The organism is Amycolatopsis sp. NPDC049252 (assembly GCF_043197175.1).
Taxonomy (GTDB): Bacteria; Actinomycetota; Actinomycetes; order Mycobacteriales; family Pseudonocardiaceae; genus Amycolatopsis.
The window spans coordinates 81,106-107,636 of the sequence record NZ_JBICSQ010000025.1 but is presented as its reverse complement, the minus strand read 5'-3'; the positions used below and the strand labels follow the sequence as shown (position 1 = coordinate 107,636).

The 26,531-nt window shown below is 70.0% G+C and carries 27 protein-coding genes and 1 riboswitch; of the genes, 8 read left to right on the top strand and 19 right to left on the bottom strand.

What is annotated here, in order from left to right:
* Positions 1-123: 123 nt before the first annotated feature.
* The gene (locus tag ACGFMK_RS25590; protein ID WP_392767943.1) at positions 124-1,140 is read right to left on the bottom strand and encodes an ABC transporter permease; all 1,017 of its coding nucleotides are present in this window, start codon (positions 1,138-1,140) and stop codon (positions 124-126) included.
* A 164-nt stretch (positions 1,141-1,304) separates the two neighbouring features.
* Here ACGFMK_RS25590 and ACGFMK_RS25585 point away from each other — a divergent pair, with 164 nt between their 5' ends.
* Positions 1,305-2,303 (top strand): helix-turn-helix domain-containing protein, encoded by a 999-nt coding sequence (locus tag ACGFMK_RS25585; protein ID WP_392767940.1) that lies wholly within the window; start codon positions 1,305-1,307, stop codon positions 2,301-2,303.
* 54 nt (positions 2,304-2,357) lie between these two features.
* On the opposite strand, the gene ACGFMK_RS25580 is transcribed toward ACGFMK_RS25585, so the two are convergent.
* From ACGFMK_RS25580 to typA, 5 genes are all read right to left on the bottom strand, one after another.
* Positions 2,358-3,287 carry an ABC transporter permease gene (locus tag ACGFMK_RS25580; RefSeq protein WP_392767937.1) on the bottom strand — a complete coding sequence of 310 codons (930 nt, stop codon included), beginning with the start codon at positions 3,285-3,287 and terminating at the stop codon, positions 2,358-2,360.
* Complete coding sequence (locus tag ACGFMK_RS25575) at positions 3,280-4,296, bottom strand: ABC transporter permease (protein WP_392767935.1); 1,017 nt, start codon at positions 4,294-4,296, stop codon at positions 3,280-3,282. The genes ACGFMK_RS25580 and ACGFMK_RS25575 overlap by 8 nt, the downstream gene beginning before the upstream one ends.
* Positions 4,297-4,481: 185 nt before the next feature.
* The gene (locus ACGFMK_RS25570; protein ID WP_392767932.1) at positions 4,482-6,293 is read right to left on the bottom strand and encodes an ABC transporter family substrate-binding protein; all 1,812 of its coding nucleotides are present in this window, start codon (positions 6,291-6,293) and stop codon (positions 4,482-4,484) included.
* A 290-nt stretch (positions 6,294-6,583) separates the two neighbouring features.
* Positions 6,584-8,320, bottom strand: a complete 1,737-nt coding sequence (locus tag ACGFMK_RS25565) for an ABC transporter family substrate-binding protein (RefSeq protein ID WP_392767929.1) — start codon at positions 8,318-8,320, stop codon at positions 6,584-6,586.
* Between the two features lie 363 nt (positions 8,321-8,683).
* A complete protein-coding gene (gene typA / locus ACGFMK_RS25560; protein WP_392767927.1) occupies positions 8,684-10,609 on the bottom strand; it encodes a translational GTPase TypA in 1,926 nt (641 codons plus the stop codon).
* 193 nt (positions 10,610-10,802) lie between these two features.
* Here typA and ACGFMK_RS25555 point away from each other — a divergent pair, with 193 nt between their 5' ends.
* On the top strand, positions 10,803-10,955 hold the full coding sequence (locus tag ACGFMK_RS25555) for a hypothetical protein (RefSeq protein WP_247057556.1): 153 nt from the start codon (positions 10,803-10,805) through the stop codon (positions 10,953-10,955).
* Here the strand turns inward: ACGFMK_RS25555 and ACGFMK_RS25550 are convergent.
* Positions 10,952-11,251 (bottom strand): YciI family protein, encoded by a 300-nt coding sequence (locus ACGFMK_RS25550; RefSeq protein WP_392767924.1) that lies wholly within the window; start codon positions 11,249-11,251, stop codon positions 10,952-10,954. The two genes, ACGFMK_RS25555 and ACGFMK_RS25550, sit on opposite strands and share 4 nt — an antisense overlap.
* Positions 11,252-11,423: 172 nt before the next feature.
* On the opposite strand from ACGFMK_RS25550, the gene trpS reads away from it, so the two are divergent.
* Positions 11,424-12,389, top strand: coding sequence for a tryptophan--tRNA ligase (gene trpS / locus ACGFMK_RS25545; RefSeq protein ID WP_392767921.1), 966 nt, complete (start codon positions 11,424-11,426; stop codon positions 12,387-12,389).
* Positions 12,390-12,449: 60 nt separating this feature from the next.
* Here trpS and ACGFMK_RS25540 read toward each other — a convergent pair whose 3' ends face one another.
* The 3 genes from ACGFMK_RS25540 to ACGFMK_RS25530 form a co-directional block, all read right to left on the bottom strand.
* Positions 12,450-12,839: a (deoxy)nucleoside triphosphate pyrophosphohydrolase gene (locus ACGFMK_RS25540; RefSeq protein ID WP_392767918.1), complete on the bottom strand. Its 390-nt coding sequence runs from the start codon at positions 12,837-12,839 to the stop codon at positions 12,450-12,452.
* Positions 12,840-12,948: 109 nt separating this feature from the next.
* The gene (locus ACGFMK_RS25535) at positions 12,949-14,262 is read right to left on the bottom strand and encodes a sensor histidine kinase (RefSeq protein WP_392767915.1); all 1,314 of its coding nucleotides are present in this window, start codon (positions 14,260-14,262) and stop codon (positions 12,949-12,951) included.
* On the bottom strand, positions 14,259-14,975 hold the full coding sequence (locus ACGFMK_RS25530) for a response regulator transcription factor (RefSeq protein ID WP_392767912.1): 717 nt from the start codon (positions 14,973-14,975) through the stop codon (positions 14,259-14,261). The genes ACGFMK_RS25535 and ACGFMK_RS25530 overlap by 4 nt, the downstream gene beginning before the upstream one ends.
* A 144-nt stretch (positions 14,976-15,119) precedes the next feature.
* On the opposite strand from ACGFMK_RS25530, the gene ACGFMK_RS25525 reads away from it, so the two are divergent.
* From ACGFMK_RS25525 to ACGFMK_RS25510, 4 genes are all read left to right on the top strand, one after another.
* Positions 15,120-16,211, top strand: a complete 1,092-nt coding sequence (locus ACGFMK_RS25525) for an outer membrane lipoprotein carrier protein LolA (protein ID WP_392767909.1) — start codon at positions 15,120-15,122, stop codon at positions 16,209-16,211.
* Positions 16,208-17,200, top strand: coding sequence for an ABC transporter ATP-binding protein (locus ACGFMK_RS25520; RefSeq protein ID WP_392767906.1), 993 nt, complete (start codon positions 16,208-16,210; stop codon positions 17,198-17,200). The genes ACGFMK_RS25525 and ACGFMK_RS25520 overlap by 4 nt, the downstream gene beginning before the upstream one ends.
* Complete coding sequence (locus ACGFMK_RS25515; protein ID WP_392767903.1) at positions 17,197-18,075, top strand: ABC transporter permease; 879 nt, start codon at positions 17,197-17,199, stop codon at positions 18,073-18,075. Before ACGFMK_RS25520 ends, ACGFMK_RS25515 begins: the two co-directional genes overlap by 4 nt.
* A 71-nt stretch (positions 18,076-18,146) precedes the next feature.
* A complete protein-coding gene (locus ACGFMK_RS25510) occupies positions 18,147-18,689 on the top strand; it encodes a hypothetical protein (protein WP_392767900.1) in 543 nt (180 codons plus the stop codon).
* Here the strand turns inward: ACGFMK_RS25510 and ACGFMK_RS25505 are convergent.
* The 3 genes from ACGFMK_RS25505 to ACGFMK_RS25495 all read right to left on the bottom strand — a co-directional run bounded on the left by ACGFMK_RS25505 (position 18,686) and on the right by ACGFMK_RS25495 (position 22,427).
* Positions 18,686-19,705, bottom strand: coding sequence for an ABC transporter ATP-binding protein (locus ACGFMK_RS25505; protein WP_392767897.1), 1,020 nt, complete (start codon positions 19,703-19,705; stop codon positions 18,686-18,688). The two genes, ACGFMK_RS25510 and ACGFMK_RS25505, sit on opposite strands and share 4 nt — an antisense overlap.
* A complete protein-coding gene (locus tag ACGFMK_RS25500) occupies positions 19,705-21,267 on the bottom strand; it encodes an ABC transporter permease (protein ID WP_392767894.1) in 1,563 nt (520 codons plus the stop codon). The genes ACGFMK_RS25505 and ACGFMK_RS25500 overlap by 1 nt, the downstream gene beginning before the upstream one ends.
* 110 nt (positions 21,268-21,377) lie before the next feature.
* Positions 21,378-22,427, bottom strand: coding sequence for a thiamine ABC transporter substrate binding subunit (locus ACGFMK_RS25495; RefSeq protein ID WP_392767891.1), 1,050 nt, complete (start codon positions 22,425-22,427; stop codon positions 21,378-21,380).
* A gap of 21 nt (positions 22,428-22,448) precedes the next feature.
* A riboswitch (TPP riboswitch) is annotated at positions 22,449-22,558 on the bottom strand.
* Positions 22,559-22,590: 32 nt separating this feature from the next.
* On the opposite strand from ACGFMK_RS25495, the gene ACGFMK_RS25490 reads away from it, so the two are divergent.
* Entirely contained in the window at positions 22,591-22,875 is a 285-nt protein-coding gene (locus ACGFMK_RS25490; RefSeq protein ID WP_323323360.1) for a 4a-hydroxytetrahydrobiopterin dehydratase, read from the top strand.
* A 410-nt stretch (positions 22,876-23,285) separates the two neighbouring features.
* Here ACGFMK_RS25490 and ACGFMK_RS25485 read toward each other — a convergent pair whose 3' ends face one another.
* Genes ACGFMK_RS25485 through ychF form a run of 6 tightly spaced genes read right to left on the bottom strand, consistent with a single transcriptional unit; the run spans position 23,286 to position 26,518 of the window.
* Positions 23,286-23,654 (bottom strand): winged helix-turn-helix transcriptional regulator, encoded by a 369-nt coding sequence (locus tag ACGFMK_RS25485; RefSeq protein WP_392767888.1) that lies wholly within the window; start codon positions 23,652-23,654, stop codon positions 23,286-23,288.
* 7 nt (positions 23,655-23,661) lie between these two features.
* Complete coding sequence (locus ACGFMK_RS25480) at positions 23,662-23,955, bottom strand: DUF1330 domain-containing protein (protein ID WP_392767885.1); 294 nt, start codon at positions 23,953-23,955, stop codon at positions 23,662-23,664.
* On the bottom strand, positions 23,952-24,290 hold the full coding sequence (locus ACGFMK_RS25475; RefSeq protein ID WP_392767882.1) for a hypothetical protein: 339 nt from the start codon (positions 24,288-24,290) through the stop codon (positions 23,952-23,954). Before ACGFMK_RS25475 ends, ACGFMK_RS25480 begins: the two co-directional genes overlap by 4 nt.
* Before the next feature lie 41 nt (positions 24,291-24,331).
* Entirely contained in the window at positions 24,332-24,799 is a 468-nt protein-coding gene (locus tag ACGFMK_RS25470) for a hypothetical protein (protein WP_323323365.1), read from the bottom strand.
* Complete coding sequence (locus ACGFMK_RS25465) at positions 24,796-25,380, bottom strand: ArsR family transcriptional regulator (protein WP_392767879.1); 585 nt, start codon at positions 25,378-25,380, stop codon at positions 24,796-24,798. The genes ACGFMK_RS25470 and ACGFMK_RS25465 overlap by 4 nt, the downstream gene beginning before the upstream one ends.
* Positions 25,381-25,435: 55 nt before the next feature.
* The gene (ychF, locus tag ACGFMK_RS25460) at positions 25,436-26,518 is read right to left on the bottom strand and encodes a redox-regulated ATPase YchF (RefSeq protein WP_392767876.1); all 1,083 of its coding nucleotides are present in this window, start codon (positions 26,516-26,518) and stop codon (positions 25,436-25,438) included.
* Positions 26,519-26,531 lie beyond the last annotated feature (13 nt).

Sequence of the window (26,531 nt, the reverse complement as noted above, 5' to 3'; positions counted from 1 at the left end):
GGGTATGGGGGCGGGGGGGCGCGGGTCGCCGACTGCCGCTCCGTGCGCCGCGCGGACGGCCCCCCCCGGGCGGGGGGGGCGCCCTTCCGCGCGTTCAGGCCAAGCCCGGTGGCCTGAGCCTCGTCAGCCCACGCGGATGCGGGGGTCGAGGATCCCGTACATCAGGTCGGCCACCAGGTTCGCCACCACGACGCTCGCCGCGATCACCACCAGCCAGCCCATCAGCACCTGCGGGTCGTTCTTGCCGACCGCCTCCACCAGCAGCGTGCCCATGCCGTGCCAGTTGAAGACCGTCTCCGTGATGATCGCGCCCGTCACCGTGGCGCCGAAGTTGACCGAGAACAGCGTCATCACCGGGATCAGCGCGTTGCGGAACGCGTGCCGCCAGATCACGCGCGTGTTCGTGACGCCCTTGGCGCGCGCTGTGCGCACGTAGTCGGCGTCCAGCACCTCCAGCATCGACGCGCGCTGGAACCGGCTGTAGGCGGCGAACGTGATGGCCATGATGGACAGGGTCGGCAGCAGGAACGCGCCGACGTACTTGGCGAGCGCGTCACCGACACCGGTGGCCGAGAGGCTCTCTGGGCTCGTCGTGCGCAGCCACGGGTCGCCGAGGACGTCCGCGAGGCCCAGGTCGCGCACCCAGCCGTTGGCGCGGATCGCGTAGCCCTTGAGCACGATGGCGACGCAGAAGATCGGCATCGAGAACATCAGGAACGCCACCGTCGTGGCGAGGTAGTCCCAGAGCGAGTACTGCTTGACGGCGGCGAGCACCCCGACCAGCACCCCGAAGACCAGCGCCAGCACCGAAGCCGCCAGCACGAGTTCGAGCGTCACCTTGAAGGCCGCCAGCACCTTCGGCTGCACCGGGGCGAGCGCGTTGCCCTGGGCGATCGAGATGCCCCAGTCACCGGTCAGGAAGTGGCCGAGCCACGTGAAGTACCGGGCGAACACACCCTGGTCGAGCCCCAGCCTGTGCTCGCTGTCGGCGATCGCCTGGGCGCTGATGCCGGGCTTGCCGCGCAGCTCGCCGAGCGGGTCGCCCGTGTTGGAGACCATGACGAAGCAGAGGAACGTGCCGACGAGCAGGACCGGGACCGAGATGACCAGCCTGCGGAGCACGTAGAGCACGAGATTCATCCGTAACCCCCACCACCGTCAGGCCCGCGAACAGCATCCGGCTCCGTCACGTCCGGGCCAACGTTTCGGCAGCCGCCGAATCCTCGAACGCGGTTGCGTCACCCTTCGCCCGGGGAGGACGATTCCCCCATCCAACGGCGGGTCGAGGGCCTGTGATCACTTTTGTGCTGAGTCCGGACGTGCTCGGGCGGACGCGGTTCTGCTTCTCACCGCTGGCCGAGGCGACGTCGAGCCTGCGGTTGCTGGGCCTGCCCCATCCCGCCCACGTGCACACGCCCTGGCTGCGGGAGGCCCGGACCCGGCTGGACGGCGTCGACCTGGCGCTGTTGCTGGCCGTGGTCCCGCCCGGGCGCTACATCGCCTCGTGCCTGGTGCCTCGTGGGCGGATCCCCCAGCCGTCGCTGGAGGATCAGCTTTCCGCGCTGACCGCCGTCACCGCCGACGAGCTGGAGCGCGACTTGCGCGAAGTCTGGTCCGGCCGGACCCCGCCCCGGCAGGTGGCCGACCTGATCGCGTCCGGCGCGCGGGCGACGGCCCGGCTGGCCGAGGCCCTCTGGGACTACTGGGACGCGGTGATCCGGCCGCACTGGCCCCGCATGTGCGCGGTGCTCGAGGACGACGTGAGCCGGCGGATGGCCGCGCTGGTCGACCACGGGTTCTTCGCGCTGTTGCGGGACCTTCATCCGGAGATCAGCGTCGAGGGCAACCTCCTGCGCATCGACAAGCCGCACTTCGCCGACGCCGTGTACGAGGCGTCGGAGATGATCCTCACCCCGTCGGTGTTCACCTGGCCGGGCCTGATCCTCGAGGACGGGGAGACGGGCTGCTTCGGGCTGACCTACGCCGCGCGCGGCATCGCCCGGGTGTGGGAAGGGGCCGACGCCCTGGCGCCGAAGACCGCCGAGCCGCTGGCCACGCTGCTCGGCCGGACCCGGGCGGCCATCCTGCGCCGCACCGACGTGCCGATGTCCACGACCCGGATCGCCCGCGAGCTCGGGCAGAGCCCGGCTTCGGTCAGCGAGCACCTCGCGGTCCTGCGCGACGCCGGCCTGGTGACCAGCCGGCGGTCGGGCCGCAGCGTCCTGTACCGCCAGACCCCGCTGGCCGAGTACGTCCTGCGCGCCCAGCTCGGCGGCACCCGGGACGAATCGGCCGGACCCTGAACGCGAACGCGGGGGTGACCGATCCGGTCACCCCCGCGTCGCTCGTTCGGGCCTTCAGGCCTTCATCCTCCGCTGGCGCGGGTCGAAGGCGTCGCGAAGACCGTCACCGATGAAGTTGATCGTCAGTGAAATCAGCACGAGCACGACGAACGGCCCGAAGAACAGCGCCGGCCGCGTCTGCAGCTGGGCGTAGTTCTCCAGGATGACGCGGCCGAGCGAGGTGTCCGGCAGCTGCACGCCGAGGCCGATGAACGACAGCGCGGCTTCCGCCAGCACGGCCTGCGCGACCGCGAGGGTCGCGTTGACCGTGATGCTGCCGACCATGTTCGGCACCAGGTGCTTGAAGATGATCCGGAACGTGCCGGCACCGGAGGCGCGGGCCGCGTCCACGAACTCACGCTGGGACAGCGACATGGCCTCGGCCCGGGTGATCCGGGCGATCTGCATCCAGCCGAACGCCGCCAGCACCAGCGCGACGATGTACCAGGAACCACCGCCGAACACCTTGGCGAGGATGGCCGCCGCGGCGATCTGCGGGATGATCAGGAACAGGTCCGTCACGCGCGAGATCGCCGAGTCGGAGAACCCGCGCAGGTAACCGGCGACCGCGCCGAACACCACGCCGATGACGGTGGCCAGGATCGACACCGTGAGCGCGATGAGCAGCGAGTACTGCGTGCCGCGCAGGACCTGCGACACCATGTCCTTGCCGACCTGCGTCGTGCCCAGCGGGAAGTCCCCGCTCGGCTTGGCGAAGGACGGGAAGGAGCTGTCCTCGTAGTTGTGCTTCCAGACGAGCGGCAGCACGATGCTGAGCAGCACGATCAGGATGAGCACCGCGGACGACGCCATCGCCAGCTTGTGGTGCAGGAACTTGCGCAGGACCAGCTTGCCCTGGCTCCGCGGCTCCGGCAGGGCCTCCGGCGGCAGCGTGCCGTCGGCCGTCTTGGTTTCGCTCGCGAGAAGAGAGTTCAAGTCAGCCAACGCGAATCCTCGGGTCCAGGATGCCGTACATCATGTCGGCGATCAGGTTGGCAACGATCACGCTGCTGGCGATCACCACGAGCCAGCCCATCATCACCTGAGTGTCGTTCTTGCCGACGGCTTCGACCAGCAATGTGCCCATACCGTGCCAGTTGAACACCGTTTCCGTGATGATCGCGCCGGCGAGGACCGACCCGAAGTTCACCGAGAACAGCGTCGTCACGGGGATGAGCGCGTTGCGGAACGCGTGCCGGAAGATCACCCGGCCGTTCGGCAGGCCCTTGGCGCGCGCGGTGCGCACGTAGTCGGCGTTCATGACCTCGAGCATCGACGCGCGCTGGAACCGGCTGTACGCGGCGAAGCTGATCGCCATGATCGAGAGCGTCGGCAACAGGTACGCACCGATCGTGCTCGCGATGAAGTCGCCGACTCCGTCGGTCTTCAGCTGCTCCGGGCTGGTCGTGCGCAGCCAGGGGTTGCCGAGGATGTCGGTCAGTCCGAGGTCGCGCACCCAGCCGTTGATCTCGATCGCGTAGCGCTTCAACACGATCGCGACGCAGAAGATCGGCATCGAGAACAGCAGGAAGGCGAGGGTGGTCGCGATGTAGTCGATGATCGAGTACTGCTTCACGGCGGCCAGGACACCGACGATGATGCCGATGATCAGCGCGAGGACCTCGGCGCCGACGACCAGCTTGAGCGTGACGCCGAACGCGGCCATCACCTTGGGGGCGACCGGCGCGAGGGCGTTGCCCTGGGCGATCGAGATCCCCCAGTCACCGGTGAGGAAGTGCCCGAGCCAGTCGAAGTAGCGGGGCACGATGCCCTGGTCCAGACCGAGCTTGGAGGCCGTGGCGGCCAGTGCTTCCTTGCTGATCAGCGGGTTGCTCTTCAGCTCGCCCAGCGGGTCGCCCGTGCCGGCGACCATGACGAAACACAAGAAAGTCCCGACCAGCAGGACGGGAATCGATATCGCCAGACGGCGAAGGATGTAGATCACCAGGTTCAACGAACTGCTCCTCATCCGGGCCTGGTCTTCAGAAGTGCGCTGGACCGCTACCCGGTTGTCTACCGTAGTGGGGGTCACCCTACGGTCAACAGCTACTTCCGGTGGGTACCGGGGCCCGGCTCGTGGCCGGGCCCCGGTACCCCCAGGTCATCTGGAGCGAGGGGAAAGAAGAGGCGGGCAGAGCCCTACTTCTTCTGCTCCCACTCGCCGGCGTTCCACAGGGCACCGTCGTACGACTGCATGTACACGCGGTCGATTCCCTTGAACGCCCACATGCTCGGCGTCTGGAACAGCGGCAGCGTCGCGTACTGGTCCGCGATCGCCTTGTCGACGTCCTGGTAGGCCTTGAGCTTGACAGCCTCGTCGGTCGCCTTCACCGCGATGTCGTAGTTCTTGTCGATGTTCTGGTCGCAGAGACCCTGGTAGTTCTGCTCACCACCGTTGGCCTTGCAGACGTAGATCGACCGGGACTCCGACTTGCTCGGCGAGGAGGACCAGCCGAACAGCGCGACGTCGTAGTCACTGGCGGCCAGGCGGCCACCCTTCAGGAAGTTGGCGTCGGTCTCGTCCTTGACCTCGATGCCGGCCTGCTTCGCCTGCGAGATGATGATCTCGACGGTCTGGCTGCGCCGCGCGTTCTGGTTGTGCGTGATCTTGAACGAGGCCCGCTTGCCGTTCTTCGCGAAGATGCCGTCGCCGCCCTTGACCCAGCCGGCGTCGGTCAGGGTCTTGGCCGCCGCGTCGGCGCCCAGGCCCGCCTTGCTGCTGTACTGGTCCTGGTAACCCTCTTCACCCTGGAAGAACTCGATCGAGTTCAGCGGCGAAGCGTCGGCCTGGACCTCCTTGAGCAGCTTGTCGGTGATCTCCTTGCGGTTGACCGACTCGAAGAACGCCTTGCGCAGGTCCTTGTCGGAGAACATGCGCGCGTAGTTCAGGTCGAGGTGCTCGAAGGTGAGCTGCGGAGCGGAACCGTAGGTCACGCCCTGGGCCGCGAGGCCCTTCAGGGTCTGGGCCGCGGTGGCGTCCGGCTGGGTCGACGCCGCGACGTCGATCTCGCCGTTCTGCAGCGCGGTCGCCATGGCCTTGGTGTCTTCCATCGCCCGGATGACGATCTTCGACGGGCCACCCTTGCCGCCCGACCAGTTCGGGTTCTTCTCCAGCGTGACGGCCTTCTGGTTGGCGTCGAACGCGGTGATCTTGTACGGGCCCGACGACGGCATGATGTCCGCCTTGAAGCCCTTCCACTCGTTCGTCCAGAAGTCACCGGCCTTCTTGAGCTGCGCCGGGTCGCCGGTCGGGGCCAGCTTGGTGATGTCCGCGATGCCGGTCTTGGCCTCGAGGACGTGCGCCGGCATGATCGCCGCGCTGTTGAACAGGCCCTTGTAGTCCAGGTACGGCTGGTCGAAGTCCGCCTCGAAGGTGAGGGCGTCCTTGCAGGTGGCCGTCTTGATGCTGGAGTACCCGGTGGTCGACGCCGCGTTGAACGGGGTCTTGCCGTCCGGGCCCTTGGCCAGGCCGCTCTGCGACAGCCACGCCAGGTACAGGTCCTTGCAGTCGAAGGCCTGGCCGTCGGACCACTTCTGGTTCGGCTTGAACTTGTACGTGACGATCTGCGGGTCCTTGGAGGTGACCTCCGCCGACTCGAACACGTCGCTGTTCAGCAGCTGCTTGTTGTTGCCGTCGAGCTTGAAGACGCCGGAGAGCACGGACGTCAGGACGTAGTTGTTGTACGACGTGTTGGTGTCGGTCGTCTGGTTGTTATACCCAGAGTAACCGTCATCGATACCAACAGTGACCGTGCCGTCGTACCCCGGGGTGTCCGCGAGCTTGAACTGGTCAGCGGTTTCGGCCTTGCCGACAGCCATCGCCTTGACGTCGGTGGACGATCCGTTCTGGTCGGTGTTGCCCGAACCCGAATCGCCGCCGCTGCAGGCGCTCAGCAGCAGTGAAGCGCCGGCGACGAGCGACAAGGCGGAGACAGCTTTGGATCTCCTCATGAAGTGTGCCCTCCTAGCACTGAACCCTTGAATATCGGGACAAGGGCCCACACCGCTCCGGTTTGGATGGGCCGGAGCCTACGACACGCCAAGCGACACTCAACTGGCGCACTGCGGGAGCACGCTAGAAAGGAAAAGCACCGACAGTCACCAGTTCAGGGTCGATCGTGACCAAAGGGTGACTTCCAGTGGACATCCAGAAATACGACGGTTACCTCATGGAATCAATGCCCCCCACCCGAAGGCGTCGGTAAAGATCACTCGGTAGTACTGAATGCGTAGCCGAGTGATTACTTCGGGCCGCGAGTCCAGTTCACGGCGGACCCGAACGGGCCCACCATGGGGGGACCCGGCGTGACGCCCGAGATGCCCGAACCAATCGCCAGTGTGTCAGCCATCTGGAACAACGGAATCACCACGTTCTGACGCCAAAGTTCAGGCTCAAGGGTGGTCAGGGCTTCGGCGATGGGGGTCGCGCCGGAGAGCGCGGCGTCGATCGAGGGCTGCAGCGCCGGGTCGCAGAACCCCGCCGAATTGCCCGGAACAACCGGTTTGTTCTTGTCCGCGCCCACCGCCGTCTGCTCGGGGCGGCAGCCGAAGGTCGACGCGAGCACCGACGCCGTGTCGCCGCCGACCGCCTGCGGCACCACCGCGATGTCGACACCGACGTTGCCGGCCGAGTCGCCGGCCGGCTGCTGCACGCCACCGGCGACCGGCATGGCGAGCAGGCCGCTGAACAGGTCCCGCGGCGGCGGCGTGATCGCGTTGACCTCGATGCCCTGCGCGACCAGCTCGCCGGTGAGCTCCTTGGCGATCGACGCGTACGGCTCCTGGGTGGCGGGCGAGGCGATGACCAGCGAAAGCGCCTTGCCGTTCTTGCGCCAGGTGCCCGCGGTCTTGGTGTACCCGGCCGCCTTCAGCGACTCCTCGGCCTTCGCGACGTCGGGCGCGGTCGGCGGGCCGGGCGGGATGGTCGCGGTGTACCCGGCGACCGACGGGGCCTTGACCTGGGCGTCGGCGTGCAGCGTCGCCGACGGGCCGCCGTTGACGCCCTCGGTGATCAGCTTGGTCCGGTCGACCAGCGCGGCGATCCCGGCGCGGACCTGCGCGTCCTGCAGCGTGGCGCTGACCGGGCGCAGCAGCACGTCGGCGACCAGCGGCCGGGCCACGGTGTGCAGCTGGACGGCCGAGCCGAGCTCGCCGAGCAGCTTGAGCTCGTCGCCGGTGGTCCGGGCCAGCGCGAACTGGTCGTTGCCGCTGCGCAGCGCGGCCAGCAGGGTGCTCTGGTCCGACCGGCGCAGCACGATCCGGTCGACCGCGGCCGGCTTCTCCCAGTAGCGCTCGTTGCGCTCGAGGATCACCTCGCCGCGGGCGGTGTCGAGGCTCTTGATCGAGAACGGGCCGGCGATGGCCGGGAAGTTCGAGGCCAGCGCGCCGCGCCAGCCGTCGGGGGCGTCCTTGAGCAGGTGGGCGGGCAGCAGGTCCGAGAACAGCGTCTGCCAGCCGGGGTAGGGCTTGGCGAAGGTGACCTCGACGCGCTTGCCGCCCTCACGGGACTGCAGGTCGGTGATCTGCCGGTAGCCGGCCGGGCCGATCACGCCGGGCTGGTCGCGCAGCTGCGTGCGCAGGTAGTCGAAGTCCTCGGCGGCGATCGGCGCGCCGTCGGACCAGGAGGCGTCCGGCCGGATCTCGTAGGCGACGACGAACGGCTGCTGCGAGATCACCTGCGCGGACTTCATGAGGTTCTTGTCGAGCTGGGTGCTGCCGTCGTCCTTCTGGCGGAACACCGAGGGCAGCAGCAGCTGCGAGAGCGCCGAGGTCACCTGCGAGGAATCCGCGAGGTTGTGCGGGTTGTACCCGCCGAGCACGTCGTCGACGCCGACGACGATCTGCGACGGCGTCTTGCCGGTGGTCGAGGCCGGCGCCACCGACGACGACACGACCGGGGGTGGCGGGGTGTTCGAGCAGGCGGCGAGCAGTACGGCCGCGAGTGCCAGTACCGGCCCCACCTTGCGATTCACCCGCACGCCCTGTTCCTTCCGGATTCTCACCGATCGGGTGAGCCATGCTCCCATGGCCCCCTCCGCCGCCGGAACCGAGATTCCCATACCCGGATCGGCCGGGTCCGGCGCCCCTTGGTGGCGCTATGGAAAAGGACGCGCGGACCGCCGTCCGGGTTCCCGGACCGTTCCGGAACGGCGGAACGAACACGGGCCGGACACGGGACGGCGCCGGGCGGAGGTGAACACCAGGCGGGTCGCCTATAAAGATATAAGGAGAAGCTCGGTCGTTTCGGTGACGCTGGGCCCCGGTATATCGGACACAGGGTCACGGGCGCAATCGAAAAAGGGCCTCCCGGCGGTCACCGGGAGGCCCTTTTCGGATTCGGATCAGGCGTTGTCGCGGCTCTTGGCGCGCGAGCGCTCCTTGGCCCGGGTGTTGATGTCCAGCGTGACCTTGCGGACGCGGACGACCTCCGGGGCCACCTCGACGCACTCGTCGACCGAGCAGAACTCCAGGGCCTCTTCCAGGCCCATCTTGCGCGGGCGGGCCAGCGTCTCCATCACGTCGGCGGAGGACTGACGCATGTTCGTCAGCTTCTTCTCCTTGGTGATGTTGATGTCGAGGTCCTCGAAGCGCGGGTTCTCGCCCACGACCATGCCCTCGTAGACGTCGGCGCCCGGCTCGACGAAGAACGTGCCGCGGTCGGCCAGCTGGATCATCGCGTACGCGGTGACCGGGCCGGTCCGGTCGGCGACCAGCGAGCCGCTGTGGCGGGTGCGGATCTCGCCCGCCCACGGGAAGTAGCCCTCGAACACGTGGTTCGCGATGCCGGTGCCGCGGGTCTCGGTGAGGAAGTCGGTGCGGAAGCTGATCAGGCCGCGCGACGGGAGCACGTAGACCAGCTTGATCCGGCCGGTGCCGTTGCCGCTCATGTCCTCCATGCGGCCCTTGCGGGACGCGAGGAGCTGCGTGATCGCGCCGAGGTGCTCCTCCGGCGAGTCGATGTACAGGCGCTCGAACGGCTCGTGCAGCTTGCCGTCGATCGTGCGGAGCACCACCTGCGGCTTGCCGACGGTCAGCTCGAAGCCCTCTCGCCGCATCTGCTCGACGAGGATGGCCAGCGCCAGCTCGCCACGGCCCTGGACCTCCCAGGTGTCGGGGCGCTCGGTCGGCAGCACGCGGATCGAGACGTTGCCGATCAGCTCGACGTCGAGGCGGGCCTTGACCAGCCGCGCGGTGACCTTGTCGCCGCCGTTGCGCCCGGCCAGCGGCGAGGTGTTGACGCCGATGGTCATCGAGATGGCGGGCTCGTCGACGGTGATCCGGGGCAGCGCCACCGGGTTCTCGGAGTCGGCGAGGGTGTCGCCGATGGTGATCTCCGGGATGCCGGCGATGGCGACCAGCTCGCCCGCGCTGGCCTCGGTCGCCGGGACGCGGGTGAGCGCCTCGGTGACCAGCAGCTCGGAGATCCGGACGTTCTGCACGGTGCCGTCTTCGCGCATCCAGGCCACGGTCTGGCCCTTGCGGAGCCGGCCGGCGTGGATGCGGATGAGCGCGATGCGGCCGAGGAAGTTCGACGCGTCGAGGTTCGTGACCAGGGCCTGCAGCGGCGCGTCCAGGTCGGCCGCGGGCGGCGGGACGTGGCGGAGCAGGGTGTCGAACAGCGGGTCGAGGTTCTCGCTGTCGGGCAGGCCGCCGTCCTCCGGCTGCGCCAGGCTCGCCTTGCCGGCGCGCGCGGAGGCGTAGACGACCGGGAGGTCGAGGATCGCGTCGAGGTCGGCGTCCTCGATGTCGCCGGCCAGGTCCAGCAGCAGGTCGTGGGTCTCCTCGACGACCTCGGCGATCCGGGCGTCCGGCCGGTCGACCTTGTTGACCAGCAGGATCACCGGCAGCTTGGCCTCGAGGGTCTTGCGGAGCACGAAGCGGGTCTGCGGGAGCGGGCCCTCGCTGGCGTCCACCAGCAGGACGACACCGTCGACCATCGCCAGGCCGCGCTCGACCTCACCGCCGAAGTCGGCGTGGCCGGGGGTGTCGATGACGTTGATCGTCACCGAGCCCTCGGGCGTCTGGCGGTGGATCGAGGTGTTCTTGGCCAGGATCGTGATGCCCTTTTCCCGCTCGAGCTCACCGGAGTCCATCACCCGGTCGACGAGCTCGGCACGCTCGGCGAAGGCGCCGGACTGGCGGAGCATGGCGTCGACCAGCGTGGTCTTGCCGTGGTCGACGTGGGCGACGATCGCGACGTTGCGCAGGTCGGGCCGGGTCTTACCGGTCGGCCGGCCGGTTTCGACGGTAGCGCTTACTGCGGGCACGCGAAGACTCCTGAACTTCAAAGGTGTGGGTGGCCGCGTAAGCCCGTTCGGCATCCCGTGACCGGCTCTGGTCACACGCGGACCTCACCCAGGATACCTGCACCCCCATTGTGAGCAGCCCCACGCCCCACAAACGGTTAGGCTCTCCTAACCTGGAGAACCGGTCAGCGTCGCCGATCCGAGGAGCATGCGCGTGGGCAAGAAGCCGCCGGACGACCCCCGCAAGGTCGTGCGCAAGCTGATGAAGGCCGGCAAGGTCAAGAAGAAGTGCTGCCGGTCCAAGCCGCGCTGCAAGAAGTGCCCGGTGCTGGCGCTGAAGAAGGCGAAGCTCGACCTGGCCGCCTAATGCGGGATGGCCTCGTTGAGGTCCCGTAGCTCCGGCGCCGTCTTGGTCGGCGAGAACTCGATGACCTCGTACTTCGCGAGCTTCCGCACCGCGAAGGGGTCGCTCGCCAGGATGGCGTCCAGCTTCCCCTGCGACATCGGGCGCGTGATGATCACGCCGCCGACGCGCGGCTTCCGCGCCCCGGACGCGAGGAAGAGACCGCGCTCGTACTGCCGGTCCAGCCACTCGACGTGGTCCGGCAGCGCCAGGTCGACCTCTTCGATCGGGGCGGTGTAGGTCAGCACTACGGCGAACATGGTTACGACGGTAGTCCCGCTCGGTTATAGTCGCCGTGTGCATGCGCAGACGTCCCAGTGGTGGCCGCCCCCGGCGGCCCACTGACCCTGCGCTGAAACCAGCAGCGGCCGCCCCGGACGGGCGGCCTTTTTCGTGCCTTCGCCGGGGTGGTCCCCGTCGAAAGGACCCACGATGAGCAAGCTGTCCGGGATCACCCCGTCCGGTCACGTCCACCTCGGCAACCACCTCGGGGCCGTGCGCCGCTGGGCCGCCGAGGGCGGGCCGGAGGACCTCTACTTCGTCGCCGACCTGCACGGCATGACGACGTCGCACAACCCCGCCAAACTCCGATCTTTGGCGGGTGAGCAGCTCGCCGTCCTCATCGCCGCCGGCATCGACCCCGAGCGGGTGTTCGTCCAGTCCGATCTCGCCCGCGAGCTCGGCGCGCTGACCTGGGTCCTGGAGTGCACCTGCAACTACGGTGAGGCGGCCAGGATGATCCAGTTCAAGGAGAAGTCCAAGGGCCAGGCCGGGGTGCGGCTGTCGCTGCTGACCTACCCGGTCCTGATGGCCGCGGACATCCTGCTGCAGGGCGCGGACGAGGTGCCGGTCGGCGAGGACCAGCGCCAGCACGTCGAGCTGGCCCGGACGCTGGCCAAGCGCTTCAACGGCACCTACGGCGACGTGTTCACCGTCCCCGAGGCCGTGCTCCCGCCCGCCGGGGCGCGGGTGAAGGACCTCACCGACCCGACGCGCAAGATGTCGAAGTCGACGCGCGACGAGGCCGGCGTGGTGTTCGTGTTCGACGAGCCCGACCAGATCCGCCGCAAGATCCGCCGCGCGGTCACCGACGGCGGCTCGGTGCCGGTGCACGCGCCGGACACCCGGCCGGGCATGGCGAACCTGCTGGAGATCCTCGCCGCGTGCCGGGGCGGTTCGCCGGCGGACCTGGCCGAGGAGTTCTCGTCGTACGGCCAGGTGAAGGACGCCGTCGCCGACGCCGTCATCGAGGAGCTGCGGCCACTGCGCGAACGCGCGTCGACGCTGCTCGAAGACGTCGCGGAGCTGGACCGGATCCGCAAGGCGGGCGCGGCCCGCGCCGCCGAACGCGGCTCCCACCGGCTCTCGGCGGCGTTGCGGATGATCGGCGCGAATTGAAGAGCCGTGAATGTCGCATTGAGGGACTTGAAGTCCCTCAATGCGACATTCACGGACTTTTCAGGAGAGCAGCTGGCGGAAGGCCGGCAGGAGGATGCGGTCGGCGGGCAGCCAGTCGACGTCGTCGAGGTCGTCGGGCCCGAGCCACCGCACGGCCAGGTGCTCCACCGCCCGCGGCTCGTCCCCCGGTGAGACCAGCGACGCCGCGTAGATCCGCAGGACCTTGTCCCCGGGCAGCGGGATCTCCTGCCCGACCCGTTCGCCGACCTCGATCACGACGTCCAGCTCCTCGCTGCACTCGCGAGCCAGGGCGAAGGCGTCGGACTCACCGTCTTCGACGCGCCCGCCGGGCAGCTCCCACTGCCCCGCGTGCCCCGGTGGCCAGGCCCGCTGCTGGGCCAGCAGCTTCCCGTCGCGCACCAGGGCGGCACCCACGATCACACCGTTCACAGCCCCGGAATCTACCCGGAAGCCCGTACGGGGCCGCGCCGTGCCGACCCTCCGGACACGCCTTCCGCCGGTCGTGCGTGTTCGGCCGGGTCAGAACCCGGCCAAACCCTCACGAGACCGGCGCCGCACGCCAGGTGACCTGAAAGCGAGCCCCGCCGTCCGGCGACTCGCCCACCTGGACCCGGCCGCCGCGACGGCGGACCGTCTCCGCCACCATCGCCAGCCCCAGTCCCGTTCCCCCGGTGATCCGGGCCCGGTCGTCCGACACCCGGTAGAAGCGGTCGAACACCTTCTCCCGATGCTCGGGCGCGATGCCAGGGCCGTCGTCGTCGACCACGACACGCACCGACGAGCGGGACGCCAGCACCGAGACCACGATCTCCCCGCGCGCGTAGCGGCAGGCGTTGCGCAGCAGGTTGTCCAGCACCAGCTCGACCTCGCCGTGCTGCGCCCACGCCCAGGCCTGCGCGACCGCGTTGCTCACCCGCGTCTCCGGCGCTCCCGCCGGAAGCCGGCCGACCGCCGCGCGGACCTCGCTGACCAGCTCGACCGGCTCCGCGGGCGGCACCTCCCCCGCGTCCGAGCGGGCCAGCGACAACAGGCCGTCCAGCAGCGACGAGAGCCGCTCGGCCTCGGTCAGGATGTCGCCGAGGGTCTCCTGGGCCAGCTCCGGATCGGGGTTGGTGACGGCGACCTCGGCCTGCACCCGGATCGAGGCGACCGGCGAACGCAGCTCGTGGGCGGCGTCGCCGGTGAACCGCCGGAGCCGTTCGCTCGCCTGTTCCTGCCGCTCCAGCAGCGCGTTGAACTCGTCCGCCAGCGCGCGCAGCTCGTCGTGCGAGTCCGGCAACGGCAGCCGCGCGCCCGGCGGCAGCACCCGCACCGTGCCCCGCATCCGCGCCACCGGCCGCAGCGCCAGGCGCACCACCAGCCACGTCGCCAGGCCCGCGACCAGCGCGCCGACCGACGCGACGACCACCAGCCACACCCCGCCGTAGTGCACGGCGGCGGCGAACCCGACCAGGCCGGCGCCCGCGACGACCAGCCGCTGCGTCCCGTCCGGCGTGCTGACGACGGCGCCGAGATAACGGGCGCCGTCCTGCTGGACCGGCTGTCCCGCCTTGAGCAGCCCCACCTCCGCGGGGTCCAGCCCGGTCGGCGTGCCGCCGTCGACCGGCGCGCCCGAGATGTCGAGCACCCGGACCGTCACCGGCGCGGAGCCCGGCAGCGGACGTCCCGCGCTCACCTCGGCACTCGCCGGGCCGAGTGCGCTCGTCAGCTCGCGGTCGACCGACTCGATGAGCAACGGCGACAGCCGCGCCGCGGCCAGCGCGGCGAGCCCGAGCAGGCAGGCGAGGGTGATCGTCGCGGCCAGCACGGTGATCCGGGCCTGCAGGGACCGCCCGCGCCACCAGCCGATCACGGGGTGATGACCTCGTCGAGCTGCGCGTCGGAGGCCAGGTAGCCGTGCCCGCGCACGGTCCGCAGCAGCGCGCCGGCGCCGACGGCGTCGAGCTTGCGCCGCACGTACCCGACGTACACCTCGACGAGGTTGCGCGTCACGGCCTGCTCCTCACCCCAGACCGCGCGCAGCAGCTCGTCCTTCGTGACGACCGTGCCGGCGCGGCCGACGAGCACCTCGAGCAGCGCGAACTCGCGGGGGCTCAGGCCGACCTCCTCGCCGTTCCAGTGCACCTGGCGCAGCCCGCGGTCGACCTCCAGCGCGCCGAGCCGCAAGGTGCCGCGGCTGGCCTCCGGCCCGGCGCGGCGCAGCGTCGCGCGGACCTGCGCGACCAGCACGACGAAGGAGAACGGCTTGACGAGGTAGCCGTCGGCGCCGAGGTCGAGGCCGTCGGCCTGGTCGACCTCGCCGTCCTTGGCCGAGACGAGCAGCACCGGCGTGGTGACGCCGTCCTTGCGCAGCCGCTCCAGCACGCGGTAACCGGACAAGCCGGGCAGCATGATGTCGAGCAGCACGACGTCGAACGAGCCGGTGCTCGCCAGCTGGAGCCCGGTGGGGCCGTCCGCGGCGGTGACCACGTCCATGCCCTCCGCGCGCAGCCCGCGTTGCAGGGCCTTCCGCACGCCCAGCTCGTCGTCGACCACCAGAACCCGAGGTTTCACGATGCTCATCATGGCGGGTTTGCCCAGGTCCCGCGGGATCTCTCAGCACGATCTCAGCGTTCGGGGGAGAACCTTCAGGGGTATCTCAGCCTCGAGAGGGAAGCGTCGGAGCCGGGAACCGAGCACACTCGGGTTCGGGAACACAGGGAGAGACGCATGAAACCGAAGACGAAGGGCATCACCGCGGCGGTCGTGGGCACCGCTCTCGGTGCCGGCGGGCTCGCGTTCATCGCGATGCCGGCCAGCGCCGACGACAAGCCGGCCTTGCCGCAGGTGAGCGCCGAGGACCTGGTCCAGTCGGTCATGAAGGCGAAGCCGGGCGCGTTCGACGGCACGCTGAAGGTCAGCAACGACCTCGGCCTGCCGGCGGTGGGGAACGCGATCCCGGGGGCGTCCGCGCTGAACATCGACTCGGCGCACATCTTCACCGACGGCGCCGGCAAGAGCCGGCTGGCCGTCACCCAGGGCGCGGGCCAGGAGACCGTGGTCCACGACGGGACGACCGTCTGGGATTACAGCTCCAAGACCAACACCGCGACCAAGGTGACCATCCCGGCGGACGTGGCCAAGCAGAAGGGCGCGGGCAGCGAGAAGACGCCCGACCCGGTCGCGACGACCACCGAGCTGCTGGCGAAGGTCCGCGAGAGCAGCACGGTGTCGGTCGACGGCACCGCGACGGTCGCCGACCGCCCGGCCTACGAGCTGGTCCTGACGCCGAAGCCGACCGAGCGCACGCTGCTGCGCGAGATCCGCGTGGCCGTCGACTCGCAGACGCGGATGCCGCTGCGGGTTTCGGTGCTGAGCAACGGGACGTCGACGCCGGCCCTCGAGGTCGCGTTCACCGACATCCAGTTCACCCAGCAGCCGGCCGACCTCTTCGCCTTCACCCCGCCGAAGGGCGCGAAGGTGCAGGAGAAGACGCCGACGGTCGACCAGAAGGACAAGAACCTCGCCGACCAGGCCAAGCAGGACACCAAGGTCGTCGGCGACGGCTGGGACACCGTCGTCACCGGCAAGGTCCCGGCCGACGCGCTGAACGCGGCGCCGAAGCAGCAGGGTGACCGCCAGGGCCGCACCACCGACCCGCAGGCCCTGCTCGACCGGTTCACCAAGAAGGTCAGCGGCGCCTGGGGCAGCGGCCACCTCATCACGACGAAGGTGGGCAGCGCGGTGCTGACCGACGACGGCCGCTTCGCCGCCGGTGCGGTGCCGGAGCAGGTTCTGTACGAAGCGCTGGGTCAGAAGTGACCAGTACGACTGTCGAGTCCGGGGCGGACGTCTCCACGGAGGCGTCCGCCCCGGCGGTTCCCCTGGCCGCGCGCACCAGGGGGCTGCGCAAGGTCTACCGCGGCACGGTCGCGGTGGACCACGTCGACCTCGACATTCCTGAGGGCGCGGTCGTCGGGATGCTCGGGCCGAACGGCTCGGGCAAGACGACCACCATCCGGATGCTGCTGGGCCTGGTGCGCCCGACCGAGGGTGAGGTCGAGCTGCTCGGCCGCAAGATGCCCGAGTCGGCCGCGCACGCGCTGCCGGACGTCGGCGCGCTGGTCGAGGGGCCGGGTTTCCACCCGTTCCTCTCCGGCCGGGACAACCTCCTGCGGTTCGCCGCCGCCGAACCGCGGCTGGCGTCGTCGGGGATCCCCCTCGCGGTGGACTCCGCGCTCGAGCGCGTCGGGCTGACGGTCGCCGCGCGACGGCGGTACAAGGGGTACTCGCTCGGCATGAAGCAACGGCTCGGGCTCGCTTCGGCGTTGCTCGTGCCGCGGAAGTTGGTCGTGCTCGACGAGCCGACCAACGGCCTCGACCCTGCTGGTACCAGGGAGATCCGCAGGATCGTGGCCGAGCTGCACGCCGAGGGCGTCACCGTGCTGGTGTCGTCGCACCTGCTGGCCGAGGTGGAGGCGACCTGCACGCACGTGGCCGTGCTGCAGGCCGGCAACGTCGTCGCGCAGGGCGAGCTGGCGGAGCTGCTGGAGTCCGGGAACGCGGCCCTGCTGGTCCGCACGCCGGACGCCGAGCAGGCCGTGGAAGTGCTGCGGGAGAACCGGATCGGCGCGCGGCTGACGCCGGACGGGATCCGTGCCGACCTCACGGCGACGGAAGCACCGCGGGTGCTGCAGGTCCTGGTGGGCGCGGGGGTCGCGGTCCACGAGGCGACGCGGGCCCGCACCGGGCTGGAAGACCTGTTCGCCCGGCTGACCGAGTCTTCTGTTTCCGAGGAGGGATCGCCATGACCGCCGTCCTCGACGCACCCGCGGTCCGCACGGGCCACGACTCGGTGCCGCTGCCCCGGCTGCTGGCCGCGGAGCTGCGCTGGATCTTCCGCCGTCCGCGCACCCTGGCGGTGCTGGGCCTGCTGGCGTTGATTCCGGTGGTGATCGGCATCGGCCTGACGCTGGTCAGCGACAACGCGCAGGCGGGCGGCGGCCCGGACGACGGCGGCGGCGCGCTGCTGGCGTCCGCGGTGAACAACGCCTTCGTGTTGCCGATCGCGGCGATCGTGATGACGCTGACCCTGCTGCTCCCGCTGGCCTCGGCCATGGCGGGCGCGGACGCGATCGCGGGCGAGACGTCCCACGGCACGTTGCGCGGCTGGCTGATCGCGCCGGTCGGCCGCGGCCGGCTGCTCGCGGTCAAGGCGTTCGGCGTCGCGACGGTGTCGGTGGTTTCGGTGCTGGCGATGTGCTTCACGGGCGTGGTGACCGGCCTGATCATCAACGGCACGGACTCCCTGTTCACGCTGTCGGGCACGACGTTGTCCCTGGGCGGCGCACTGGCGCGGATCCTGCTGGTGGCGGCCTGGGTGGTCCTGCAGCTGTGGGCGGTCGGCGCGGTGGCGCTGGCGCTCTCCAGCTGGACCGAGCACCCGATGCTGGTGGTGGCGTCCGTCCTGGCGGCGGACATCGTGTTCACCATCCTCGGGTTCCTGACGTCGCTCGACTGGCTGCACCCGTTCCTGCTGACGCAGAATTGGTCCATGGCCCCGGCGGAGGTGCTGCAGGACCCGATGGGCACGCAGATGCTGGGCGAAGGGGCGCTGCGAGCGGCTTGTTACATCGTGATCGGGCTCTCGCTGGCCTACGCGCGGTTGTCCACCCGCGACGGCTGACCCTGGTCGGCTGGTTTCCCGGACCAGGTCGGTAGCCTGGCCCGGGCAACCAGCACGAAACGAGGAGCGGGATGGCTTCGGACCAAGCTGCCGCCGCCCGGCTCGCCCGGTTTCTCGACTGGCGAACGGAACCGGCGCCGCAGCTGACGTGGGAGCAGGTCGAAGGCCGGCTGGCAACTGACGTGCCCAGCGGTATCAAGGAGTTGTCCCGCCACTTCCCGACCGGTTCGTTCGGCGGCTGGATCCACTTCTACAACCCCGTTCAAAGCGAACGGTCGCTGGAAATGTTCCTCGGCACCGCCAAGAGCAAGAGTGAGACCTTCAGGCACGCACGGCAGATCGACCACTCTTGCTTTCCCCACCCCTTCCATCCCGAAGAAGGCGGTCTCGTCGCCTGGGGACACGGCGACCAGCACACCTACTTCTGGAGTTCTCTGCCCAGCACCAAGGGTGTCCTGTACTGCGACAACCACGGCGACGGCTGGGGACACCACCCGGGCACTGCTCCGGAGTTCTTGCTCGCGCTGTTCAAGGACGAACTCGAGACCGAGGTCCTCTACGACCAGTGGGCCGGCTGCCGTTTCTTCTCGCAGTTTCCGGACTACGGCTCCTAGCCCACCAAAGCCACACCATCCGGGTCCAGCTCCAACGTCACCGCGTCCCCCGCCCGGAAGTCAGCCGCCGCCGGGGCTACCGCGTCCACAGTGGACTCCGCCAGCCGGACCACCAGCCGGACCACCAGCCGGACGTGCTCACGCCGGTGCACCGCCGCCACCACTTCGCCCGTGACACCGGAAGCGGCCACCCGCAGCGCGTGCGGGCGCAGCCCCAGCCGCACCGGACCGTCCTCGACGTCCGGCACCGCGACATCCCCCAGTGACGTCCGGACCACGCCGCCCGTCGCGGCCCCGTCGGCGAAACCGGTCACCCCGAGAAAACGCGCCACGTCGTCGTCCACGGGATTGCGCCACACCCGCCGGACCGCGCCCTCCTGGCGGACTTCGCCGGCGTCGAGCACCGCGACCCGGTCGGCCAGGGTGAACGCCTCCTCCTGGTCGTGCGTCACCAGCAGCGCCGTGATCTTGCTGCGCCGCAACAGGTCCGCCAGATCCATCGCCAGCTGCTCGCGCAGCCCGGCGTCCAAACCGGACAGTGGCTCGTCGAGCAGCAGCAGCCGCGGCTCCGGCGCGAGCGCGCGGGCCAGCGCCACCCGCTGCGCCTGCCCACCCGACAGCTCCGTCACCCGCCGGCGCTCGAAGCCGGACAGGCCGACCAGCTCCAGCAGTTCGGCGACGCGCGGTGCCCACGCGGCGCGTGGCACGCCGTGCATCCGCAGGCCGAACGCGATGTTCGCGGCGACGTCGCGGTGGCCGAACAGCTGGCCGTCCTGGAACACCAGCCCGAACCCGCGCCGGTGCACCGGCACCGCGCCGAGGTCCTCGCCGTCCCAGCTCACCGTGCCGCGCGCCGACGCCTCCAGGCCGGTGATCGCGCGCAGCAGCGTCGACTTCCCGGAACCGGACGGGCCGAGCAGGGCCAGCACCTCGCCGTCGGCGATGTCCAGCCGGACATCGCGCACCGCCGCGAACGATCCATAGTGGACGGTCAGGTCCCGCACCGACAACGCCATCAGAACTCTCCCACCCGGCCGCGCGCGGCCCCGAGCCGGTCGATCAGCGCGACCGCCAGCACCGTCACGAGCATCAGCAACGCGCACGCGGCGTACGCCATCTGGTTGTTCAGCTCTCCCGGGCGCCCCATCAGCGACGCGATCGCGACCGGCAGCGTCGGCGCCGTCGGCCGGGCCAGGAAGCTCGTCGCGCCGAACTCGCCGAGCGCCACGACGAACCCGAACCCCGCGGCCGCGACCAGCGGGCGCAGCGCCAGCGGCAGGTCGATCTCGCGCCAGACGCGCAGCGGGCTCGCGCCGAGCGTCGACGCGGCCTGGCGCAGCCGGACGTCGACCGAGCGCAGCACCGGCAGCACCATCCGCACGATCAGCGGGATGATCACCAGCGCCTGCGCCAGCGGCACCAGGTAGGGCGACGTCCGCAGGTCGCCGGGCAGCGCGTCGAGCGTCACCAGGTACCCGAACCCGACGGTCACCGCGGACACCCCGAGCGGCAGCATCAGCGCGGCGTCCAGCGTCTCCCCGAGCCCGCGCGCGGCCCGCGCGGGCGACCGCCGCAACGCCACCAGTACCACGGACGCGAGCACGGCGACCAGCAGTGCGAGCAGCGTCGCGTCGATCGCCACCTTCAGCGAGTTCAGCGCGGCGTCCCAGCCGGACACCTGCAGCGCGCCCTTCTCCCCGGTACCCGAGAGCGCCCGGTATCCCGCGAGGCTCCAGCCGTCCGAAGTGGACACCGATTCGGCGAGCAGGGCGACGATCGGCGTCAGCAGCAGGACCAGCACGACACCCGCCGCGCCGACGACCCACCACTCGCCGCCACGAGGACGTCGTGCGGCACCGGAACCGATCCTGGCGCCTTCCTTGCGCCGCCGCGCCAGCCCGCCGACGACCAGCGCCGCGACGACGGCCGCGAACTGGATCAGCGAAAGCGCCGACGCGCCGGAGAGGTCGAGCAGGTCGACCGTGCGCAGGTAGATCTCGGTCTCGAGCGTCCGGTAGCGCGCGCCGCCGAGGATCAGGACGACACCGAAACTGGTGGCGCAGAACAGGAACACCACGGCCGCGGCGGACGCGATCGCGGGCGCCAGCGCGGGCAGCGTCACCGACCGGAAGGCCCGCCACGGCGACGCGCCCAGCGCCCGCGCGGCGTCGGTGGTCCGCGAGTCCAGCCGGGCCCACAGCCCGGCGACGGTCCGCGCGACGACGGCGACGTTGAAGAACGCGTTGGCCAGCACGATCGGCAGCACCCCGCCGTCCGGCCACAGCGCGCGGAACGCCAGCCCGACCACGACGGTCGGCAGCACGAACGGCACCAGCACGAGCGTCCGGACCAGGCCGACGCCCGGCAATTTCACCCGCGCCAGCAGGAACGCCACCGGCAGCCCGGCCAGCACCGCGACGACCGTCGAGCCGGCCGCGGTGGCCACCGTGAAGGCGGCCAGCTGCCACGTCTGCGCCTCGCCCAGCACGATGTCGAGCCCGCCCGCGGCGAACCCGCGGCCGATGATCGCCAGCACCGGCCAGGCGAAGAACACCACCAGGAAACCGATCGGCGCCACGCCGAGCAATGCCAGGCCGAGGCCGCGAGCCGTCCGAGGTGGGGTTACGACTGCTGCTTTTCGGGGGCTCCGGGTGGCGGAGCCCCCGGACCGGGGCGGAGGCCCGGATGTCACTGCACGAGCGTGCGCCATTCGCCGATCCACTTCTCACGCCCGGCCTGCACCTGGTCCGGGGTCAGCGCCTGCGGTTTCTGCGGCAGCGGCGCGACCTGCGCCCAGCCCGCCGGCAGGTCGACCCCCTGGCGCGTCGGGTAGACGTACATGTTGGCCGCCACGGTCGCCTGGAACTGCTGCGAGAGCAGGAAGTCGACGACCTTGCGCGCGTTCTCCTCCTGCTTGCCGCCGGCCAGCACCCCGGCGTACTCGACCTGTCGGTAGCAGGTGTCGAGCAGCGCCTTCGTCCGTGGCTTCCCGTCGTCACCGACCTCGGCGGCCGGCGACGACGCGTACGACACGACGATCGGCCGCGGCCCCTTGCCGGACGAGCCCGAGAAGTCCTTCGTGTAGGCCTCTTCCCAGCCGCTGACCACCTTGAGCCCGTTGGCCTTCAGCTTAGTCCAGTAGTCCTTCCAGCCGGCTTCGCCGTACTTGGCCACCGTGCCGAGCAGGAAAGCGAGCCCGGGTGACGCCGTCGCCGGGTCCTCGGCGACCAGCAGGTCCTTGTACTTCGGGTCGGCCAGGTCGTCGTACGACTCCGGCGCCGGGATCCCCTTGGCGGTGAAGTAGTTCGTGTCGACGTTGACGCAGACGTCACCGACGTCGACCGCGGACAGCCGGTGCTCCGGGTCGACGGCGTAGCGCTGCGGCCCGCGGTCGGCCTCCGGGCTGGTGTAGGGCTCGAAGACGCCCTCGGCGAGCGCACGCGAGGCGAAGGTCGAGTCGACGCCGTACGCGACGTCGCCGACCGGGTTCGCCTTGGTCAGCACGAGCTTGTTGGTCAGCGAACCGGCGTCGCCCTGCTTGAGCACGGAGATCTTGATGCCCGACTGCTGCTGGAAGGCGTCGAGCACCTCCTGCGGCGCCAGGAAGGAGTCGTGCGTCACGAGGGTGACGGTGGGCGTCTGCTTCGCGTCACCGGAACCGTCCGACAGCGAGCACGCCGCTGTGACGACGCCGACGACGGTGATGGCCGTCGCGGCGCGAACAGCACTGCGTTTCATCTACCCTCCTGCACTTCGCCGGACGAGGAGGGAAAGCCCTCCCTTCGCCGGCATGATCCGGGATCAGGTGCTAACGGTCGCGGGTCACCCCGCCTCTCAGCCCGGCTCACCGGACTCCCGTGGCAACCGTGCAGCGTAGTCCAGGACGTTGGACGATGGAGGCATGACGGAAATCTTGAGCGACGACGAAGCCGACCGGGCCCTGCTCCACGGCTGGGTCCGCACGGGCAAGGTCATCCGGCGCGAGGTGGAGCTCCCGAGCTTCCCGAAGGCGATCGAGGTGGTGGACCGCGTCGCGGTGCTGGCCGAGGCCGCCGACCACCACCCGGACATCGACATCCGCTGGCGCACGCTGACCTTCCACCTCAGCACGCATTCGGCCGGTGGCCTGACGGAGAAGGACTTCGCGCTGGCCAAGCAGATCAACGAGACCCTCGACGGACTGTGATCCCGGCTACTCTGAGTGCACGAAAGCCCGCGTTCGGCGTCTCTCGGTAAAGGACTTCGGACTCGAGAGGCAGAAATGACGCAGGCGATCGTGGTCGGCACAGTGGCATTCGCGACGATGGTGGCGGCGGCCGGCGGGGTGCTCTGGTTCACCGTCCGCAGCCACCGTCACTCGGACGGCTGAGTGCCGTTTCCGCTGGTCAGCAGCATGATCGGGTGAGCTTCGTCACAGCTGTTAACACTCGGCATGGTCAACGCGCTGAACCCGCGGAAGCATCGGCCCGCCCGTAGGGAAATCGCCATGAACAGCACCCCCGCCACCGCCGCCCTGACCGCCACCCAGCGCGCCTGGATCAACGCCCTCGCGCCCGCGGTCGTCCTGATCGCGATCGCGCTGATGGGCCTCCTCGGCTAGTCCGCCCGGTCGTAGGCCTGCCGGGCTTCGAGCAGGCTCGGCAGGTACTCCTCGGCCCATTCGCGGCAGCGTTCCATGGGCTCGAACAGCGTCCGGCCCAGGTCGGTCAGCGCGTACTCGACGCGCGGCGGGTTCTCGTCGTAGGACTTGCGGGTGATCATCCCGTCGCGCTCCAGGGACCGCAGCGTCTCGGTGAGCACCTTCGGACTGACGTTTCGAAGCGGCACCCGCAGCTCGGAGAAGCGGCGTGGCCCGTCCTTCAGGCAGATGACCACCATCCCGCCCCACTTGTCCCCGATCCGGAACGGCGTTTCGGCGGACGGGCATTGCGGCGCGAAGAGATCAGCGGTCAGCGGCTCCACCAAGCCGACGTTAGGCCACGCCGTCGACGAGCAGCAACCGCCGCCGCAGCGCGGTCTTACTGAGCTCCAGTGCCTCGGCGTACTCGGCGGAGGCGTACCAGCGTTCGGCGGTCTTCCGGTCGGGGAACTCGACGACGACCACACGCTGGCGTTCGTCGAAAGTGCCTTCGAGGACCGCGGGCGCCGCGCCCCGGACGACGTAGCGCCCGTCGTACCGGGCGATCGATTCCTGGGCGAGTTCGCGGTACCGCTGTCCGTGCACTTCGTCGAGGATTTCGACCTCGGAGATGACGTAGACGCTCACGACTCCGAGGGTGGCAGAACGCCGGGTCCCTCACGTGGTGCCGTCACTACCCGGATGTCCTCGGGCGGCGGGAACTCGGCCGGGGTCTCGTCGCCCACGCTCCAGTATTCGAGCCCGGACAGGCGCCCTTCGTCGGCGAACACGATGAGCCCGCCGTCCGCGACGTCGACCTCCACCGCGACCCGGTCCTCGATGCCGGCGACGGGTGCTGTTTCGTCCACCGCCAGGTCGATCGTGGGACACCCGCAGGCACAGCGGCCGGTCACCCGGGCCGTGTGCGCCTGGATGCGAAGCTCCGCCGCGCCGGGAAAGTCCTTGCCCAGCAACAGGTCCAAGACCGCTCTCTCGCGCGGAGTGAGCGCCCGGCGTTCGGCGGTCAATAGCGTGACATGTTCGGGATCGCCTTTTCGGCGACCTCGATGAGGGCCTCGACCTTCACGACGTCGGAGGTCACGTCCTCCACGGTCACCGCGGGCGCCTCCGACGACCGGTAGGCGACTTCGTTGCGCCGGGCCCGCATCCGGTTGAAGGGCCGCAAAACCGGCCCCAGCGGCGGATCCAGCTGAGCGAGAACCGCTTCGTAGACGGTGACGTGCCCGCCCCGGCTCGTCACCCGCAGGCCCTGGTTCTGCAGCACGGCGGCCAGGGCACGCCGTGCGCTGTCGTAGGCCAGCGTGTAAGCGCCTTCCGGATCCGTCTCCTGCAGCTGCCGCGCCGAAGCGAGGTGCGTCCGGGCCCGGACGAGCTCGGCCTCGGCGGCCTCCCGCGACGCCGGGACGTGCTCGATGGCGCCGCGCGCGATGAACGCGTCGATCCGTTCGCGGCCTTGGTTCCACCGGGTCATCGAGCCTCCTGGCTGAGTTTCACCAGTGGACGCTCGCGCACGCTGGTGAGGAACGGATCGGTGGTGCTCGCGGCCCACGACTCGGGCGACACCCGGTGGACGTTGACCTCGCGCCCCAGCCGCCGGGAAACCCGTTCGGCCGAGTCGAAGAGCGCGTCCGGATCCGGCGAGCCGACCACGAGGACGTCGACGTCGCCGGGGGGTGGCCCGGGTTCGCCGTTGTAGCGCGCGGCCCACGAGCCGTAGATGTAGGCCTCGCGCACGCCCGCCAGCCCGGACAGGGCCTCGGCGAGCAGCGGCATCGGCCCGAAGGTGACCGCCATGAGATCGCTCAACGGCTGGTAGAGCGGGGTGTCCGTGCGGGCTTTGACCAGCCGGCTCCGGCCCACGCGCCGGTCTTCGAGAATGCCCCCACCGGTCAGCCGCTCGACCTCCCGCAGCACGGCGGTGGCCGTGACACCAGTAGCCTCGGCGAGCTCGGTGAGGCTGTACTCGCGGTCCGGGTGCAGGAGAACGAGCGCGAGCAGCTCACCCTGCATGCGCGAACGCAGCAGGGGCAGCAAGCTCGGCGAAGCTTTCATTGGACGCAGCATATCCTGCGTCCAATGAAAACAACAACCAGTGACTGACGGTCACTCAGACGTTGAAGCGGAACTCCACGACGTCGCCGTCCGCCATGGTGTAGTCCTTGCCCTCCATGCGGACCTTGCCCGCCGCGCGGGCCGCCGCCATCGAGCCGGCGGCCATCAGGTCGTCGTACGAGACGATCTCCGCCTTGATGAAGCCACGCTCGAAGTCCGTGTGGATGACGCCCGCGGCCTGCGGGGCCGTCGCGCCCTGGGGGATCGTCCAGGCGCGCGACTCCTTGGGGCCGGCGGTCAGGTACGTCTGCAGGCCCAGGGTGTGGAACCCGGCGCGGGCCAGCGAGTACAGGCCCGGCTCCGGCTGGCCGACCGACTCGAGCAGCTCGCGAACCGACTCTTCGTCGTCCAGCTCCAGCAGCTCCGCCTCGACCTTCGCGTCGAGGAACACCGCGTCCGCCGGGGCGACCAGCTTGGTCAGCTCCTCGCGGCGGGCTTCGTCGGTGAGGATCGCCTCGTCGGCGTTGAACACGTACAGGAACGGCTTCGTGGTGAGGAGGCTGTGCTCGCGAAGCAGCTCGAGGTCGACGTCCTTCTGCGCGGAGAAGAGCGTGCGACCGCTGTCGAGGATTTCCTTCGCCTTCTGCGCGGCCTCGAGCGCGGGCTTCGCTTCCTTCTTGGTCCGCGCTTCCTTCTCCAGGCGCCAGACGGCCTTCTCGAGCGTCTGCAGGTCGGCCAGGATCAGCTCGGTGTTGATCGTCTCGATGTCGCTCAGCGGGTCGATCCGGCCGTCGACGTGGATCACGTCCGGGTCGTCGAACACGCGGATGACCTGGCAGATCGCGTTGGCCTCACGGATGTTCGCGAGGAACTTGTTGCCCAGCCCGGCACCCTCGGAGGCGCCCTTCACGATGCCCGCGATGTCCACAAAGGACACCACGGCCGGCACGATCTTCTCCGACTTGAACAGCTCCGCCAGCTTGTCCAGCCGCGGGTCCGGCAGCGGCACCACGCCGACGTTCGGCTCGATCGTCGCGAACGGGTAGTTCGCGGCGAGCACGTCGTTGCGGGTCAGCGCGTTGAACAGGGTGGACTTGCCGACGTTGGGCAGGCCGACGATACCGAGGGTGAGGCTCACGACCCCGAAGTCT